This is a genomic window from Joostella atrarenae, assembly GCF_021764745.1.
Taxonomy (GTDB): domain Bacteria; phylum Bacteroidota; class Bacteroidia; order Flavobacteriales; family Flavobacteriaceae; genus Galbibacter; species Galbibacter atrarenae.
This window is the reverse complement of the sequence record NZ_JAETXX010000016.1, coordinates 1-18,687: the sequence shown is the minus strand read 5'-3', so window position 1 is coordinate 18,687 and position 18,687 is coordinate 1. Positions and strand designations below refer to the sequence as shown.

12 protein-coding genes are annotated in these 18,687 nt (G+C 30.6%); 11 read left to right on the top strand and 1 reads right to left on the bottom strand.

The window, feature by feature from the left end; genetic code table 11:
- The first annotated feature begins 4 nt into the window (after positions 1-4).
- The 11 genes from JM658_RS16090 (at position 5) to JM658_RS16040 (ending at position 18,168) form a co-directional block, all read left to right on the top strand.
- Positions 5-238 carry a hypothetical protein gene (locus JM658_RS16090; protein ID WP_236960687.1) on the top strand — a complete coding sequence of 78 codons (234 nt, stop codon included), beginning with the start codon at positions 5-7 and terminating at the stop codon, positions 236-238.
- A gap of 91 nt (positions 239-329) precedes the next feature.
- The gene (locus tag JM658_RS16085) at positions 330-1,511 is read left to right on the top strand and encodes a DUF4221 family protein (protein ID WP_236960685.1); all 1,182 of its coding nucleotides are present in this window, start codon (positions 330-332) and stop codon (positions 1,509-1,511) included.
- Positions 1,512-1,520: 9 nt separating this feature from the next.
- Entirely contained in the window at positions 1,521-1,982 is a 462-nt protein-coding gene (locus JM658_RS16080; RefSeq protein ID WP_236960683.1) for a hypothetical protein, read from the top strand.
- A 104-nt stretch (positions 1,983-2,086) separates the two neighbouring features.
- The gene (locus JM658_RS16075; RefSeq protein WP_236960681.1) at positions 2,087-4,342 is read left to right on the top strand and encodes a hypothetical protein; all 2,256 of its coding nucleotides are present in this window, start codon (positions 2,087-2,089) and stop codon (positions 4,340-4,342) included.
- Between the two features lie 185 nt (positions 4,343-4,527).
- A complete protein-coding gene (locus tag JM658_RS16070) occupies positions 4,528-5,697 on the top strand; it encodes an IS4 family transposase (RefSeq protein ID WP_236960679.1) in 1,170 nt (389 codons plus the stop codon).
- Between the two features lie 441 nt (positions 5,698-6,138).
- Positions 6,139-7,248, top strand: a complete 1,110-nt coding sequence (locus tag JM658_RS16065) for an efflux RND transporter periplasmic adaptor subunit (protein ID WP_236960677.1) — start codon at positions 6,139-6,141, stop codon at positions 7,246-7,248.
- Between the two features lie 14 nt (positions 7,249-7,262).
- Positions 7,263-10,319: an efflux RND transporter permease subunit gene (locus JM658_RS16060; protein ID WP_236960675.1), complete on the top strand. Its 3,057-nt coding sequence runs from the start codon at positions 7,263-7,265 to the stop codon at positions 10,317-10,319.
- Positions 10,312-11,796: a TolC family protein gene (locus JM658_RS16055; protein WP_236960673.1), complete on the top strand. Its 1,485-nt coding sequence runs from the start codon at positions 10,312-10,314 to the stop codon at positions 11,794-11,796. Before JM658_RS16060 ends, JM658_RS16055 begins: the two co-directional genes overlap by 8 nt.
- Before the next feature lie 2 nt (positions 11,797-11,798).
- Complete coding sequence (lepB, locus tag JM658_RS16050; protein WP_236960671.1) at positions 11,799-12,998, top strand: signal peptidase I; 1,200 nt, start codon at positions 11,799-11,801, stop codon at positions 12,996-12,998.
- Between the two features lie 9 nt (positions 12,999-13,007).
- A complete protein-coding gene (locus JM658_RS16045; RefSeq protein WP_236960669.1) occupies positions 13,008-16,169 on the top strand; it encodes an efflux RND transporter permease subunit in 3,162 nt (1,053 codons plus the stop codon).
- A gap of 22 nt (positions 16,170-16,191) precedes the next feature.
- Positions 16,192-18,168: a transglutaminase-like domain-containing protein gene (locus JM658_RS16040; RefSeq protein ID WP_236960667.1), complete on the top strand. Its 1,977-nt coding sequence runs from the start codon at positions 16,192-16,194 to the stop codon at positions 18,166-18,168.
- A 269-nt stretch (positions 18,169-18,437) separates the two neighbouring features.
- Here JM658_RS16040 and JM658_RS16035 read toward each other — a convergent pair.
- Positions 18,438-18,687 (bottom strand): hypothetical protein (locus tag JM658_RS16035; protein WP_236960666.1); only part of this gene is annotated, 250 nt, incomplete at its 5' end.

Sequence of the window (18,687 nt, the reverse complement as noted above, 5' to 3'; positions counted from 1 at the left end):
AATTATGAAAAAGTTATTAGGAACCGTAGGGGTATTAACACTTTCTATGGGGATTTATTTAGCTACAAATACTCAAGTATCTGCTTCGTCAAATGATCTTGACTTAACTAGTCTTGTTCGTTTAAATACTGCCAATGCAGAATGTCCTTCTCCAACTCCATACGGCGGAGGTAAGTGCCTGACATTAAGTCAGATATGTGTTGGAGATCCAGGAAATAACGAATGTCGTTTCGGCTAATACCAGATAATTTTTTAATTGGTCAGAGTAAGGTATTATAATCTTATTTTACTCTGACCTATTTATATTAGTAATAATCAAAATATCAAATATGAGAGTACTATTAGGAATTATTATAGTTTTCACCTTTTATTCGTGTTCAGAGAGTATTGCCAAAATTAAAAATGAAAAAGAAGGGGAGCTCAATGCTTCAATCAAATTGGTAGAAGTGGGATCTAAATCCTTTTCTTTAGACAGCGATACAGCTCCGCAACCACAATACATACAAATAGTAAAAGATTCTACCGGTACTAGGGAAATTACTTTTTTAAATAATTATAATAATAGTATATATTATTATAATTATGATTCTTCGCAATTTACAAACAAAATAACATTTGATAAAAATGGTCCGGATGCAATTAAAAATCCGATGGGGTATTATATAAAAAATAAAGATTCGATATACATATATGATATGGGTACGGCAGATGTGAAAATTTCCAATATGGAAGGAAGGGTTTCCAATTCTATCTCATTAAGAGGTGTTGAAGATTCTAAAACATGGTTTTCTCAATATCCGCAATACATACCCAGAACAGTGATACCATTAATGGCAACAAATGATGAGTTAATGTTAACTGGTCAAATAATGAGAACAGTTCCTGAGGATATGGTAGACATATTTAGATTTACATCCCATGTTAATTTTAAAACTAATAAAGTCCATTTTACGCATCATTATCCACGAGAGTTGTATGGTAATAATTACAACTGGGAAGGTGAAATATTTACAGATGTATATCCTTTGCTAGACGTAGCTAATAAACGTTTTATATATAGTTTCCCTATTTCTCACCGACTTTATATTTCTGGGATAAATTCTTCAGACTATACTAAAGTATATGCTGGAAGTAATGAAGTGGGTACTATAGAATCGATTGATAAAGAGCCAGAGAACGTTAATAGAACAGAGCTATTATCACATATTATAAAAACCGATGAATATACAGCTATACTTTATGATAAATATAGAGAGGTGTATTATAGATTTTTATTAAAATCAATTCCAAATGCCAAAAAAAGCACACAGTTTAAAGAAAAGGAATTAGCTGTTATTGTTATGGATAAGGAGTTTAACTACTTAGGGGAAACAATCATTGGGGAATGGAAAGAATGGAACTGGTACAATTCTTTTGTTACAGAGGAAGGTTTGAATATAGAATTCCTTGAAAAGTCTGACATTGAAGAATTATACTTAAACCTCAAAATTTTTATTCCCGAAAAACTTTAAAATATATCTATGAAACATCTTCGAATACCTATTGCGATAATAATATTTATAATACTAGTTTGCTCTTGTGAGGAGGGTGAAAAGGAAATAGAAAAAAATCAGTTTTCAACTGCCTTAACTGAAATCGAACTTAAACCTTCTACGGATTGGGTAGTTGTCTTACCAGGGCTAGGTTGTAAAGGTTGTATCCAAGAAGGGGAAATCTTTATGAAAGAGAATATAAATAATGATCATATAAAATTTATACTTACTAAAATAGAATCATTAAAGATTTTACAAAAGAAAATAGGAGTTAATCTCGACGATTATCATAATATTTATCTGGACAAGGATAATTCTTTTGAGGTAACCACAAATAATACTATATACCCATGCATAATAAAAATGGAAGATAATCAGTATATAGATCATGAATTCCAATCTCCAGAAAATTCTTTAGCCTTTGATAAATTAAAAGCTCAAATTCAATAATAAAGAATTATTCTATGAAAACTAAAACCTCATTTTACTTCAGGAATTTTAATAGGGTTAATTTTTATTTTAGTAATAAAAAGGTTCTAGTTTTCATTTTATGTATGCTATACCATACGATTGTAGCCCAATCTCCAACTGTGTTAGATAATTTAGCGGATAATTATCAAGAATTGTCCAATGAGCACCAACGAACTGAAATATATTTACAGACTAATAAGGATATTTATGAACCTCAGGAAGACCTGTGGTTTAAAGCTTACAATTTAGATGCCCATTTATTAATGCCATCAGTTATAGATAGTACTTTATATGTACAATTATCTAAAGAAAATGATACAGCACATGTATGGCAAGGAAAGTTTCAAATTTCAAATGGTTTTTCAAAGGGTCATATATTTATTCCAGACTCCCTTACCAATGGGAATTATTTTTTAAAAGCGTATTCCAAAAGTTCTTTCTTTAAATCAACCAAAGAATTTAATGCGGTCAGAAAAATAAAAATAATTAATAGTGTCAATAGTACTATAAAAAAAGATACAACTGGTACACTTGTAGAATCTGATAAGAAGCTAGATTTTCAAACCTTTCCAGAAGGTGGAAGTTTGATTGATGGTATGAAAGCAAATGTTGCTTTTAAAGCTGTTAAGTCCGATGGCTTGCCTCAGGCTATTTCAGGAAAGCTTTATGAAAATGATTCTGTTTTACTCAAACTAAAAAGTACACATGCAGGTATGGGGAGCTTTCAGTTTACTCCCGATATATCCAAATCATATCATATTGAATTGGAGAATTTGACTACTCAGCCCAATCGTTTTAAATTACCAACAATCAAAAATGAAGGGATTGGATTAAGTGTGTGGAATCAGACGGAGGACTCTCTATTCTTAAAAGTTTCTTCGAATCAAAGGAATGTTCAGAAAATTTATATAAGAGCGCAGGTTAGGGGAACTGTTCAAGCTATGGCTATGGGGAATCTTGAAGATTCCTTAAAGATTGCATTACCAATATCAGAATATCCACAGGGAATATGTGAAATAACCTTGTTTAATCAAGAATTGAAACCTGTAACAGAACGCTTGGTATATGTAAATCAACGGAAAAAACTAAACATACAAGCAGAACTTACTAAAAAAATCTACCAAACAAGAGAAAAGGCAATACTAACCATAAAGTCTCTAGATATGGAAGGAAATCCAGTAAAAGCACATTTGGGAGTAAGTGTTTATGATCAAATTTATAATAACCAAGCAGCTGTTAAAAACATAAAGACACATTATAATCTTTCAACGCAATTAAAGGGAGTAGTATACAATCCACAATATTATTTTGACTCTAAGAATAAACATCGAAAAAGAGATTTGGATCTTTTAATGCTGACTCAGGGATGGAGAAATTATGTTTGGAACGAAGAGAATCTGAAAGCAGAAAAAGAGCGTGTTTTTCTTACAGATGGAATAAAAGGAAAAATACATACAGTTAAAAAGAAAAAAGAATCACCAGATCAGCAAATGGTTATGGCTTTTAACCCAAACAAAGGCGAAGAAAAGTTTTTTATTGCCTTGGATCGCTATCAAGATTTTTATGCAGGAGCTAGCCATCTATCTTTAGGCTCTCAATTTTTTATCAGACATTTTGAATCAAAAGGAGAAAAAATTATTATTCAAACCATAGATGGATTTGATGAGCTTAAAAAGCTAGAAGGCTTTCATATTATTAATTACCCATTAGCTATAGAAAAGGAAGAAGAAAGGCAACCGATTTCTGAATTTGAGTTAAGTGGTGGAATAGCACTTGAGGCAGTGAGTGTAAGTGGGAAAAAAGCAAATGTGTTTCGTAATAAATATGTTGGTCAACTCGATAGTTTGGTGAAACTCAATATCAATAATGATTATGTGTGTAATAGTAATACATTAAATTGTGAGGTTCATGTAAATCATGAAGAAAATCGAAAGCCTGTGGAAGGAGAAACATATATGAAATATATTGGTTTTAAATGGAACGACTCAAAAACTGCTTATACTATACAAGGGACACAATATGTGGAGTATCACTATCCAAGTTATACAGAAAAAGAACTATTAGAAAAATTTAATTTAGTAATTGTGAATGGATATCAAACACATAAAGAGTTCTATCAACCTAAATATGATAAGGAGGAGAATGACTCAATAGCTGATTATCGCAATACCTTGCTATGGGCACCTGAAGTGATTACAGATAGTAATGGAAAAGCAACGTTGGAATTCTATACCTCTGATATTAATACCTATTTTATAGGAAATATAGAGGGAGTGTCTTCTGAAGGATTGTTAGGAAGTCAGGAATTTAAATTTTTCGTGAGTAAAAAGGAAAGATAAAATGTTATATGCTGATTTTCATGTTTTGATTGAAAATGATGAAAAGTTATATGTAGTCATTAGTGGGCACTAAAATATAAATTAAGTTCTTTGAAATTCTTTGTATATCAATGTTACGGCGTTTTTTAACACGGTGACGATTTGAATTGGGTTTAGGATTTTTGCTTTTACAAAATCCACTCCCAATGAATCAAGGCAAATACATTTTCGCTCAGTTGACCGAATTCTTGCCCCGTCGCGTGTTTGACCGCATTTTCAAAAAGCACGATGGGAACAAATATGTGCGAAGCTTTACCTGCTGGAACCAAATGCTCTGTATGGTATTTGGCCAGCTGACCTCCAGGGAGAGTATGCGGGACCTGATGCTGAGCTTGGAAGCCCACCGCTCGAAATATTACCACCTGGGCTTCGGAAAATCAATTTCAAGGCGCAACCTGGGCAAGGCCAACGAAAAGCGCAGCAGCAAAATCTTTGAGGAATTTGCTGCCGTCCTGATTGAACAGGCCAGAAAGAGCTATTACCGAAACGATTTTGAGATTGATGTCGAAGGCAATGTATATGCCTTGGACTCCACCACCATAGACCTCTGCCTTAACGTGTTTTGGTGGGCAGAGTTCAGGAAGGCCAAGGGCGGGATAAAAATCCACACGCTGTATGATGTAAAAACTTCCATCCCGAGTTTCCTTCACATATCCAATGCCAGTTTACATGACGTGAACGTTATGGACATCATCCCTTTTCAAATGGGGGATTTTTATGTGTTCGACAAGGCCTACATAGACTTTGAGCGCTTGTACAAGCTCCACGATAAAGAAGCCTTTTTTGTTACCCGGGCCAAGGATAACATGCGGTTCAAACGGATGTACTCCAACCCAACCGATAAAACCGCGGGCGTGAAATATGACCAGATAGGCAGATTAGAAGGGTATTATTCCCGCAAGGCTTTTCCGGACAAACTGCGCCGGGTAAAGTATTACGATGAAGAAACACAGAAAGAGCTTGTTTTCTTGACCAACAATACCGAGCTGGACGCCTCCGAAATCGCCCTGTTGTACAAAAAACGGTGGGAGGTTGAACTGTTTTTCAAGTGGATGAAGAAACATTTAAAAATCAAGTCCTTTTGGGGAACGACCCTAAATGCCGTTAAAATCCAGATTTACTGTGCGATCATCGCTTACTGTTTGGTTGCCATCATAGCGAACACCTTGAAAGTGGAGCGGAGAATCTACGAAATTTTACAGATTCTGAGCATATCGCTACTCGATAAAACACCTGTAAGAGAGATACTTACAAAACACGATTACAAAGATGTCAATGAACTAAAAAATAAACAACTGAAAATCAATGGGCTTTAAGTGCCCACTAATGATATGTAGTATATATTTAGTTGGTTTTCAAATGGACAAAAATTAAAGGTAAAATTATAAACATTGAAATTAATTCTCATTTAGCCTCCTATGGTAAATTCTTACATACTTTTAAGATTATATTTCAAATATGACCTCATAAATGGATAAGTATGGATTTTAAATTAAACTGAAAAGTAACTCAAATTAAATATTTACCAAGAAGTGATGCCAATTTTATAAAACTAGGAGGTCTAGATGAATTATTTTACTGGAATGACAGATGAATATCATTGGAGAAATGCACTTCTAGGTAATAGAATCAAAGTTATAACAAGATGCCTTATAATGCTCTATTGTGGTTGAGGAACCTGACGCCGGAAACTGGAGAAGAATTATTCACTTATAAAAATGTGAACAGATTTTTTGGAGCTCCTTAAATTGAATATTATGATAAAGAATATATTTAATATTGCTTTTACAGTTTTACTTTTTTTAGTAGTTATTTATGGATGTAAGCAGAAAAAGCTAGCTAGTGAACCTACGGAAAAAGTAATTCAGTCAGATAGTGTGGTTTCTACTGGTATTACACATGTTGATGCTATAATAATTAAAAAATCAAGTTTTAATGAGGAGTTACTTTCTAATGGCAATTTAGTTGCCATTCAAAAAAGCTTTTTAATGTTTAGGGTGTCCGGTACTATTAAAGATATCTTTGTTAAGAATGGAGATTTAGTTTCCAAAGGGCAGATACTAGCCCAAATCTCTCCTTTTACTTATGAAAGACAATTTTCCGATGCTGAAATAGCATATAAAAAGGCTGAACTTGAATTCCAAGACATGATGGTTAGTAGGGGATACGACTTAAATCAATTAGACCAAGTGCCTAAAAATATTTATGAAATGGCTTCTATTCGTTCTGGATTTTCGGAAGCAAAAAACCACTTGGAAAGCGCTAGCTTTGAACTTAATTCTACAAAATTAAAGGCTCCTTTCAAAGGAAAGATTGCAAATATCGAATTCAAAAAATATGATCAGGTTAATGAGGAGGTTCCTTTTTTGACTATAATTGATGACAGCGTTTTTGAGGTAGTTTTTTATTTAACTGAAGAAGAGGTCAATCAGGTAAAAATCGGAAATATTGTTGAAATTACAGCTTTTGAATCGAATGAAAAGAATAAGGGAAAGCTCAGTGAAATTAATCCTATAGTTCAAGAAAATGGTTTAATTCAAGTAAAAGCTATTATAAAAAATGAAAAAGAATTGATGGAAGGAATGAATGTGGAAGTGAATATAAAAAGAGAGATTAAAAATCAGTTTATAGTTCCTAAAGAGGCGGTTATTCTAAGACAGAATGAAAAAATGATTTTTAAATATATAAACAAAAAAGCATATTGGACCTATGTGAAAATACTCCATGAAAATAGTGATTCTTATGCGATAATTGCTGATCCAGAAAAAAGTAATGCATCTATTAAGAAGGGAGATACTATTATTGTTTCAGGGAATATTAATCTGGCTCACAATAGTGATATTATAATAGATGAATTGAAGTTATAAATAATTAATAGTAAGTGTTAAAATTTCTTATTTATCGACCTATTGCTGTTCTAATAACTACCCTAGCCTTGACAATTCTAGGAATAGTTACTATCCATTATATTCCAATTTCTCTGATGCCTTCAATTGAAGTACCTGAAATAACTGTACAAGTAGAGGTTGAGAATCTGTCCAATAAAGAAATGGAGGAAGTTGTGAGCAAACCCTTGCGAAGGGCACTCATGCAAGTTAATCACTTAAAGGATATTAAAAGTCAAACGTTCTCTGGGAAATCAGTAATAAAACTATTTTTTGATTATGGAACTAATTTGGACTATTCTTTCATTTTGGTAAATGAGAAAGTAGACATTGCAATGAAAGATTTGCCAAGAAATACCGAAAGGCCTAAAGTCCTAAAATCTAGTACGTCTGAGGTTCCTGTTTATTATCTAACTTTTACATTGAAGAATGATATAGCGATTGATGATAATGGAAATATCACTCAAGAGTTTTTAGATTTTAATCTATTTGTAGATCAAGTAATAAAGAGAAGAATTGAGCAAATTCCAGAAGTGGCAATGGTGGATCTAAATGGATTGGTTTCTCCTGTAATTGCAATCAAGCCTTATCGTAATAGGTTATTATCCTTAGGTATTGGGATTGAGGAAATTGAAACTGCAATTCGAAGTCAAATGAATAATTTAGGTACTATTCAAGTGAAGGATCAGCAATATCAATATAATTTGCATTTAGAAACAGGCTTACAAAACATTAAAGATATTCAGACTATTTACATAAAAAAAGATAATCGCTTATTTCAATTAAGTGAGTTAGCAGAAATATCATATAAACCAGAAAATAGAAATGGGTTAAGTTTATTTAATGACAAAGAAGCCATTACTATGGCAGTCATTAAACAAGGAGATTCACAAATGAATGAATTCAAACAAGAATTGTCATATCTAATTGAATACCTGAAGAAAGATTATCCCACAATTGATATATCAATTATTCGTGATCAAGCTAAATTACTGGATTATGCTATTAATAGTCTATTTCAAAGTCTTTTACTAGGTGTTTTTCTGTCTTTTTGTATCATGTTTTTGTTTATGAATAACTTTAAATCTCCGTTTTTAATTGGTTTGAGTATTCCAGTATCAATTGCGATTAGTGTACTTTTATTTAATGGGATAGGGATTTCGATAAATATCATATCCTTGTCGGGTCTAATTATTGGTAGTGGTTTAATGGTAGATAATTCTATTATTGTTATAGACAACATACACCAATATAGGGAAAGGGGAAGTGATATTACAACTGCTTGTATTGAAGGTACGGAAGAAGTAATTAGACCATTGTTAAGTTCTGTTCTTACAACATGTACGATATTCATTCCTTTAATTTTTATACATGGGTTAGCTGGAGAAATTTTTTATGAACAAGCTATAGCTATATCAGTCTGCTTATTTGTATCCTTTTTTGTATCCATCATTGTAATACCAGTTTTATATAGACAATTCTATATAAATTACAGTCAGACCTTCAAACCAAAAGTCAAGAAAAGGAAATTTAATTATTCTTTAATTTATGAGAGATTCTTTCTTATCTCACTGAGAAAACCACATCATGTCTTTTTAATTTTTATAGGTTTATTGTTAATTGGGACTTTGTCTTTTTTTGTAATATCTAAAGAGCGAATTCCTAAACTGACATCTTCAGAAATAGCTTTAAGCATAGACTGGAATGAACCTATAACAGTGGACGAAAATAGAAGAAGGATAGTGGGGTTAATGAAAGATGTAAAATCAAATTTAAAAAATTATAATGCACAAATAGGAAGAGAGCAATTTTTATTACAAAGAGGTTCTAATTCGGTAGTTTCTGAGGCAAATGTGTATTTAGAAGCAAATTCTAATCAACATTTAGATGAACTCAAATTAAAAATTCAAGAAAAGATTAAACAACAGTTTCCTAGAGCTATTTTCAAGATTAAAAATGTAGAAAACATTTTTAATCTTCTTTTTGAAAATGAAACTTATCCATTAAGTGCTCATATTTCAAGTTTCGGAGATGTAATGGGAACAGATTTTAAAATGTTACAAAAGCTCAAGGAAGAGTTGGAAAATAAACTAAAAACTGTTTCTGTTCAACCAGTTTCTTGGGAGAGTCAAATCGTATTATTATTGGATCGTAAAAAAATGATGATGTATGGTATTTCATATGAAAGTATTATAAATTCATTAAAAGTTTCTTTTAATGAAAAAAATGTAGCTTCTCTCGTAACGGGACAAAATGTAATACCTATTATAATGGGAAGTAATAAAAATAGAATATCTTCTGTAATCAAAAACACAAAAATATCAGATGAGCAGGAGAATTATTATAATTTAGAATTGTTTGTTTCACCTGTTGTAACCAAAAATTTGAGTGTATTAACTGCGGGAAAGGAGGGGCTGTATTATCCAGTTAATATAAATGAAGGGAAGGACGAACAGAAAGTAATGGCACAAATAAAAGAAGTGGTTAGTATGTTTCCTGAATATCAAGTAACCTTTACTGGGGACTTTTTTAAAAATAGAGCACTTCAATATCAATTAGCATTTATATTCTTTATAACGATACTACTTCTATATTTTATTCTAGCGAGTCAGTTTGAATCACTTACATTACCCCTAATTATATTGATGGAAATACCGGTTACTATAGCTGGAATATTTCTGTTTTTATTCATATTCAATATTAGTTTGAATCTGATGTCAATGATTGGTATTATAGTTACTAGTGGTATCATTATTAATGATTCAATTCTTAAAATAGATACTATTATCCATCTTAGAAAAGGAGGATGTAAATTGATTAGAGCAGTATTAATAGCTGGGAAAAGAAGGTTGAAACCCATTTTAATGACTAGTTTAACAACGATTTTAACAATATCTCCTGTATTGTTTTTAGGTGGAATGGGAAATGAATTACAAGCTCCATTAGCTATATCACTCATTGGTGGTATGATAATAGGAACTTTAGTGAGTTTGTATTTTGTCCCTCTAAGTTATTATTACCTAGCTAAGACAAAAGAAAAAGATTATGTGTAAAATTAACTATCCAATTCTTCTGATTGTTTTTTTCTTTTTTTGTTATGGATTTGGACAAGAAAGAGATGAGTTTTTGACATTAAAAGAGGTATTAAAAATCGCTTCACATAGTACACTTGATGCATTGAAAGCAAAACAAATTTATAATGCAAATTATTGGGAATACAGATCTTTTGAAGCCCAATTATTTCCACATGTAAGTTTAGAGCTCCAACCATTTACATATAATAGATCTTTCATCAAAAGGTATGATCAGGATAATAATATAGATGTATTTAGATTACAAGAAAATCTTAATACTTTTTCAGAAGTTTCCATTACCCAAAATATAATGGCTACAGGGGCTAAAGTTTATTTGAGCTCGACTATGAATAGGCTTGTTAATTATAGTGATGTAAAAGTAATTGACTATAATGTTACTCCTATTAGGATAGGAATTTATCAACCTTTGATGGCATTCAACGATTTAAAATGGCAACATAAAACATCAGATTTAGAATATCAAAAAGCTAAAAAAGAGTATATATACCAGCAACAAGAAATTAAACTTAAAACATTATCATATTTCTTTGAATGGGTCATGGCATACACTAAGGTAGAGATGATTAAAGAAAACAAAATGAATTCTGAACGACTTTATGAAATTGGAAAAAAAAGATATGATTTAGGATCAATAGAAAAAGATGAACTTTTAAATTTAGAATTACAGGCAATAACCTCTAAAACTGGTTTAAATAAAGCTTTACAAGAGTTAAATGAAATAGTTTCAGACTTCAATTTATTTTTAGGGGAAGTTGATATTTCTAAGTTTAAGCCTGAGCTACCAGTTATGATTAAAAAATTAAGAATTGAAAAATCGAAGGCAGAGCATTATGCGAAAGAAAATAATCCTGAATTATTAAATATAGCCATAAGAGAAATAAATGCTGCTAGAGATTTAGATCAGGTAATAAAAGAAAATCGATTTGATCTTGCATTAAATTTAAGTTATGGTTTAAATCAACAAGCGGATAACATAGAAGATGCCTATAGTAATTTTTTAGATGAACAAATTGTAGCTATCCAACTGAAAATGCCACTTCTCGATTGGGGAGAAAGAAAAGGTAGAATAAAAATGGCTAAAAATCAATTGGAGGTTGAAGAGATTCAAATTCAGCAAGATGAAATAGATATAAAGAGAGAATTAAAATTAGCTTTAAATAATTTTAATATGCAGGAGGAACAAGTTCTAGTAGCTTTAAGGGCAAAGGAAATCTCCCACGAATCTTATGAAATTACAGAAAAAAGGTTTCTTTCTGGAAAAGTTGATTATTTAAGACTGAATAGTGCTCGTGAAGCTTGGCAAGGAGCTACAGAACAATACATTCAACAGATAGCAAGTTATTGGACTTCCTACTATAATGTTCAAAAAATGACCTTATATGATTTTATTAATGAGAGTAACTTAGTAAACCAACCTGATTTAATGGAAAAATAGATATGGGGGATAATTTAAAATTTAAAAAAAGAAAAATTCTTAAATATTTTATAGTTGGCCTTATCGGTGTTTTTGGGTTGTATTGTTCTATAAAAAATATAGAGTGGTTTTTTTATTTAATACTCATTATTATTGGATTGGTGATTTTAGGGGTTTATCTTTTAAATTATATAAAAGTCGGCTTTATAAGAAAAGTAGTAAAGTCTTTTTTTATTTTGATTTTAATCTTTAGTGTTTCAGTCTGTTTGAAATTATTTGTTATAAACCTTTATAAAATCCCAAGTAGTTCAATGGAAGATACTTTAATTCCAGGAGATGTAATTCTCGTAAATAAATTGATATATGGGCCAAAAGTACCAAAAGGTTTAAATCAAATTTCTTGGTTTCATTTTTTTAACATAGTAAATAGAGATAAAGTTTCTGATTTACCAAGTTCGGATAGTGTATATAGGCTATCCGGAAGTTCACGAATAAAAAAAGGTGATTTATTCATTTATGAGCTATCACAAGACTTCTTTGTTGTAAAAAGATGTGTTTCAAATCCAGGTGATACACTTTTGATAAACGACTCAAGAGTTTATATAAATGGGCAGGAATCTTTTTTTACATCGACAATTAAAGAAAAGTATAGTATTGAAGTTACTGATCGATATCAATTTCATAAACATCTTGATAAGATAGGTCTAGATATAGACTTATTAATTAAGGATGAATTACATAAAAATTCCTTGTATGGAAACCTCTCTGGTGATGAAGTTAAATTAATTTCTGCTTTTAAGGAAGTAAAGTGCATTGAAATAAACTTTGATGGGGATAATTCTAAAAGGGAGCTATTTGCTACACCCCCATTAAGAAATTGGACTATGGATAATATGGGGCCATTTGTGATCCCTAATGAGGGGTTGACAATAGAATTAAACGATTATACTTTCGAGTTATATAAAGGAATTATTAATAATGATGAGTTTAATAAATGCAGAAAAGAAGAGAATGCTTTTTTTATTAATAATAAAAAGGAGACCCATTATACATTTAAGTCAAATTATTATTTCGTTATGGGAGATAATAGAAAAGAATCATTTGATTCAAGATTTATTGGCTTTATTCCTGAAAGGGATGTAATAGGTAAAGTTGAATATGTTTTATATTCAAAAAACGGCGATGGTTTTGATTGGAAAAGAACCTTTAAAAAGGTTCTCTAAATTAAGAGTATGAATGGATTTTCACCCTTTAGGATTATAATCACTTTTGTAAGTCTATCATTAATAGGTTTATTCTTGTTACCTAAGCTTAATTATAGTTTAGAGCCTAAAGTCAACTATAATGCTATTCAAATAACTTATCACTGGTCAAATGTTTCCCCTGAAATTATAGAGAAAGAAGTTACTGCCAAATTAGAAGGGTTATTAAATAACATAAAAGGGATCAAAAATATTCGTTCAAGGTCTGAAAAGGGGAATGGTGTTATAAGTATAGAATTCAAAGATGATATCAATATTGATGCCTCAAGATTTGAAGCTTCTACTATTATAAGGCAGAGTTATGACAAATTACCCCTTGGAGTGAGTTATCCAGAGATATCAGTCAAAAGCAATGAGGGGAATAATCAAGAGCCTATTCTAGTATACAGTATAAATTCAAAAGAAAATTCTATTGCTATAAAAAAATATGTAAAAAGTAATATCATTCCAAAGCTTAATAAATTAAATGGACTAAGTCGAATAGAGACTCATGGTACTACACAATATGAATGGGTAATTAAATATGATGAAAGTAAAATAAATAAATTGAACCTTTCAGTTCATAAAATTACTACTGCTATAAAGTCTTATATGGAGGAGATTGAGTTAGGAAGAGGAGTCTTTTTTATAAAAGATAATCTAGAGCCATATAGTGTTAATATTAGATTGAAAGATAAGTTTTCATATCCTTTTGTTTGGGAGGAAATTCCTGTTCTTAAATTAGAAAATCGGATCATTTTATTAGGAGAAATAGCCTCTATTAATTTAAAAGAGTTACCACCACAAACAATATATCGAATTAATGGAGAGAATACAGTAAATGTGTTGATTTACCCCGATGATGAAGCAAATATTATAAAATTAGCCTCTGAAATTAAATCAATAATGGGAAGGTTAGAAAGTTATCCCACAGAGAGGTTTGAAATTACTTTAGATCAAGATAGAACAAAATTTTTAAAGGATGAATTGGACACTATTAAAAATAGAACAATTTTTTCATTATTAATTCTAATTGCTTTATCAATATTAATATATAGAAATTTTAAATATCTTATCATATTAATGTTGAGTATAGTAATGAATTTACTAGTAGCAATTATTTTATATTTTGCTTTAGATGTGGATGTACAGCTATATTCATTAGCTGGTGTTACTATTTCATTTGGAATTATAATAGATAATTCTATTATAATGTTAGATCATATTAAGAGGAAGGGCAATAAGAAGATTTTTCTAGCAATTTTGGCAGCTACACTTACCACAATTAGTTCAGTAATACTTATTGTTTTATTAGATAAAAACCAAAAGGAAATATTATGGGATTTTGCTCTGGTAATAATAATAAATTTAGGAGTTTCTATCTTTATTTCTCTTTATTTAATTCCAGCGCTTGCGAAAAGGGTAAACCTTGATGAAGAAAAGAAAACTTATACACGAAAATTCAGAAAGAATATTGTGTCTTGTTACAATTTTTACCATTCTATACTACTGCTCTTAAATCGAAAATGGATAAATAAAGCACTTATTTTTCTTGCAATACTTGTTTTTGGAATTCCACTTCATTTAGCGCCAGAAAAAGTGGATGAAAAAGGATGGTTGTCGGTTTTTTATAATCAAAGTATAGGTAGTTCGTGGTTTATAAATGCGCGACCCTATTTTGAGGAGGTTATAGGAGGCAGCTTTAAATTATTTTCCGAAAATGTTTTTGAGAACTCTAATTATCATAAACCAGAGAGAACCAGAATTAAAATTCATGCAGCTATTCCAGATGGAGGGAATATTTTTCAATTGAATATGCTAATTGAGGAAGTAGAAAAATATTTATCGCAATTTAAGCAGATTGACTTATTCGAGACTCACATAAGAAGTTATAATGATGGAGAATTAAACATTTTTTTTGAAAAGGAGTATGAAGAAAGTAATTTCCCATATTTTTTGAAGGATAAGCTTGAGTCCTTGGTACTAAAATTAGGGGGGGTAGAATGGGCAATAACTGGTGTAGGGATGGGATTTTCGAATTCAGGAAAAGGAAATTATAGGTCAAATATTATTTATATGCGCGGGTATAATTATGATGAACTGTATAAATATTCTGAAAGATTAAAAAAAGTACTATTAGCAAATTCAAATGATAGAGTTAAAGATATTGAGATTAACAGTGGTCAAAGGTATGGCAGTACTGAGATAGAATATTTTTTAACTTTTAATAGGGAGAAAATTAGTTTATATGGATTATCTCAGTTAAAAATTTATAATGCATTAGAAGAAGAATTGGGAAACATTATTCTCTCACCTAAATTTCTTAACAATGAGCTACAAAAAGTAAGATTGATTTCAACTAGATATAATCAAGTAGATATTTGGAAATTGAAAAATTATCCAATAGAAATAGACGGATTAAAATTAAGATTAGGAGATTTAACACATATAATAAAAAAAAAATCGGAGGAGGTTATTCAAAAAAACAATCAAGAATATGAAATAGCTATAATATATAATTTTAGAGGTCCAAATGAACTAGCGGACACCTTTAGTGAGGAAATTATAAAACAGTTTTCACAAGCTCTACCAATAGGATATAAAGTGTTTAAAGAAGTGGACGGGTGGAATAAAAATGAACCAAAACAATATTATCTGATACTTGTAATAATCTTAGTCATTTTTCTAATATGTTGTTGTCTCTTCGAATCACTTAAACAATCAATAGCCATTGTAAGTGTTATCCCTATTTCTTTTATAGGTGTATTTTTAATTTTCTATATATTTAATTTTAATTTTGATCAAGGTGGTTATGCTAGTTTTATTTTATTAAGTGGATTGACTGTGAATTCCGCTATTTTTATCACCAATGAATTTAATGTTTTAAGGAATAATGGAAATAGGGTATGGAATAGTCGGTTATATTTAAAGGCATTTAATAGAAAGATCATTCCAATTTTAATAACTATAATCACTACAATTTCAGGTTTGCTTCCTTTTATATGGGATGGTCAAAATGAAGTTTTTTGGTTTTCGTTTGCTATAGGAAGCATAGGAGGAGTTTTATTTTCATTAATTGGGATACTTATTTTTTTACCTATTTTTTTAAAATATAGCTGTGAGAGAAAATTAAAGAGATCTAATTCTGTGTGAAAATAATAATCGAAGATAAAGTATGAAGCTAAAAATAGTATTAATAAAATTTATCTGTTTTTCCGTTGTATCCTTAATTTCTTGTAAAAGTCGAGAAAAACAGGATTTGGAATGGGCATTGGATTTAGCTGGAGAAAATAGAAGTGAATTGGAAATGGTTCTTGAACATTATTCAAGATCAGAGAAAGATTCTTTGAAATATAGGGCAGCTTGTTTTCTTATTACTAAAGTGTTACCATATGAGAACAGCGTTGTTAGTCAAGATAATAATCTTATAGAATTATCCACAAAAATAAAAGGAGTAATTAAAGACTATGAAACGAATAATAAAGATAGTCTTGCTAGGAGAAATCAGTTGGTTACATCAGCTATTAGCGATTATGAGAATAAATATGGGAAGATAAATAATATGCATATTATTTTTCAAAGAGATATAGAGAGCATCTCTGCTTTATTTTTAATTAAAAACATTGACTTGGCATTTAAAGCGTGGAATTTGCCATGGTCAAGAACATATGATTTTTCAACTTTTTGTGAATATATACTTCCTTATAAAAGCGGGAAACAAATGCTTGTGCCATGGAGGGAATTCTTTTTTAATGAATTAACAGATTTTCGTAAAAAGTTAAAAGAAGAAACGGATCCGGTTGAAGTATGTAATAAACTCAATTTTTTCTTAAAAAGTAGAAGTTTTATGTGGTCTGAGGTATTTGATCATTCCCCTTTATTGTTAACTGGTCCGTTTATGTACGAATGTAGCTTACATGGTAATTGTGAAAGTATGTCTAATCTCATTGTAGAGGCTATGAGGTCAATTGGAATTCCTGTTACAGAGGTTCTATATAATAAGTATGGCCATGTTGGAAAGAGTCATCAAACAAATGCAATTTTAGCACCCGATGGAAGTTGGAAATTGTTAGATGCTCTAACAGAAACTCCTGTTGGTGAGAGTGCCCCAGGTAGTAGTGCAACTAAAATTTATAGAAAACGTGCAATTGAAAAGGAAGAACTTAATGACCCTGCTATTCAGACATTAAAACTATATGGTTGGGAGGATATAACAAGTGAAGTGACAAAAGCATATGATATTCCTCTTCGTTTGATAACTATCGAACCAAATTTGAATGAAGTTGCGTATTTATGCATTTTTAACCCTGATTATAAAAATGGTTGGGAGCCTATCGACTGGACGGTTATGGAAGATAATTCATTAACCTTTAAGGATATTAGTGGAACAGGAGTTGTTTATATTGGAATGATTAAGAATCATCTTGATGAATTTATACCAATATCGAACCCTTTTATTTTACATGACGATGGCACTCAGGAATATATTAAATTTCAAAATAAGAAGCATTCCGTACAACTTTTCAGAAAATATCATCCAAAGGAAGATTTTTTGGGAAAGACTATAGGTGGAATCTTTCAAGCATCGAATGATAAAGGTTTTGAAAATGCAGTCGATTTATGGGAAATAGATGATACTTTAAGATTAATTAATCATAAAGTGATCATTAATAATCCTTCTAAATATCAGTATGTACGTTATTTATTTCCTGACGGGAGTCCAGGGAATGTTTCTGAAATCGAATTTTTGGATGCTGATGATAAGGAATTAAATGGGATAATAATGACTGATCAAAAGAATTTAAAAACGCCATCTATGAAAAATGCTTTCGATAAGGATGTTTTAAGCTTTGTATATTCTGGTTATAATATAGATGGACAATGGGTTGGTCTTAATTTCGGTACGAAGAAGGTCATTAATTCTATTGTGTTTTGTCCTAGAACTGATAAAAATGATGTTTGGCCAGGATGTATATATGAATTGTTTTATTGGGACAAACAATGGGTTTCCTTAGGCGTAAAGGATGTTAATAACTACACAATAGATTACAATGAGGTTCCTGAAGGAGCGTTATTTTGGTTAAAAAATTATACAGAAGGAAGAGAAGAAAGGATATTTACAATTGAGAATGATGAGCAAGTTTGGTGGTGATATAAATAGTTCAACTACCAACCTTTGGAAGTGTAATTTAATATTTAAGATTATTAATTCTAACTATAGTAATGATTACGTCTTTTTCAACATAATAAATAGAATCATAAATCCCGTCTGGAAGAGATTTCCTGGTAAAAAAATCCATATATTTGGTCATTAATTCAGGGTTGTAAAAATTATTTTTAGCTAAAAACGACACTATTATACTATACACTTTCTACCCCCTTTTTATGTGTCATTAAATTCAATATGGAGGAATAGTTTAACTATATGGGGTGAGTTCTTTGTGCAATTTGCCCTTTAAAACGGGTTATTATTTCTTTAATTCGATCTACTAGTTCTTGTAAAAGAATCTTTTTAGGATTTTTTAAATCAATAGAATTTAAATAATCCTCTAAAAGTTTCTCTAGTCCTTTTAAAAACGGTAGCTCACTTTCTGGAAATTCTATATAATGTCTCTTATATGTATCATTAAGTACATTATTAAACGTCAATAACTTCTTATTTTCTAACTTA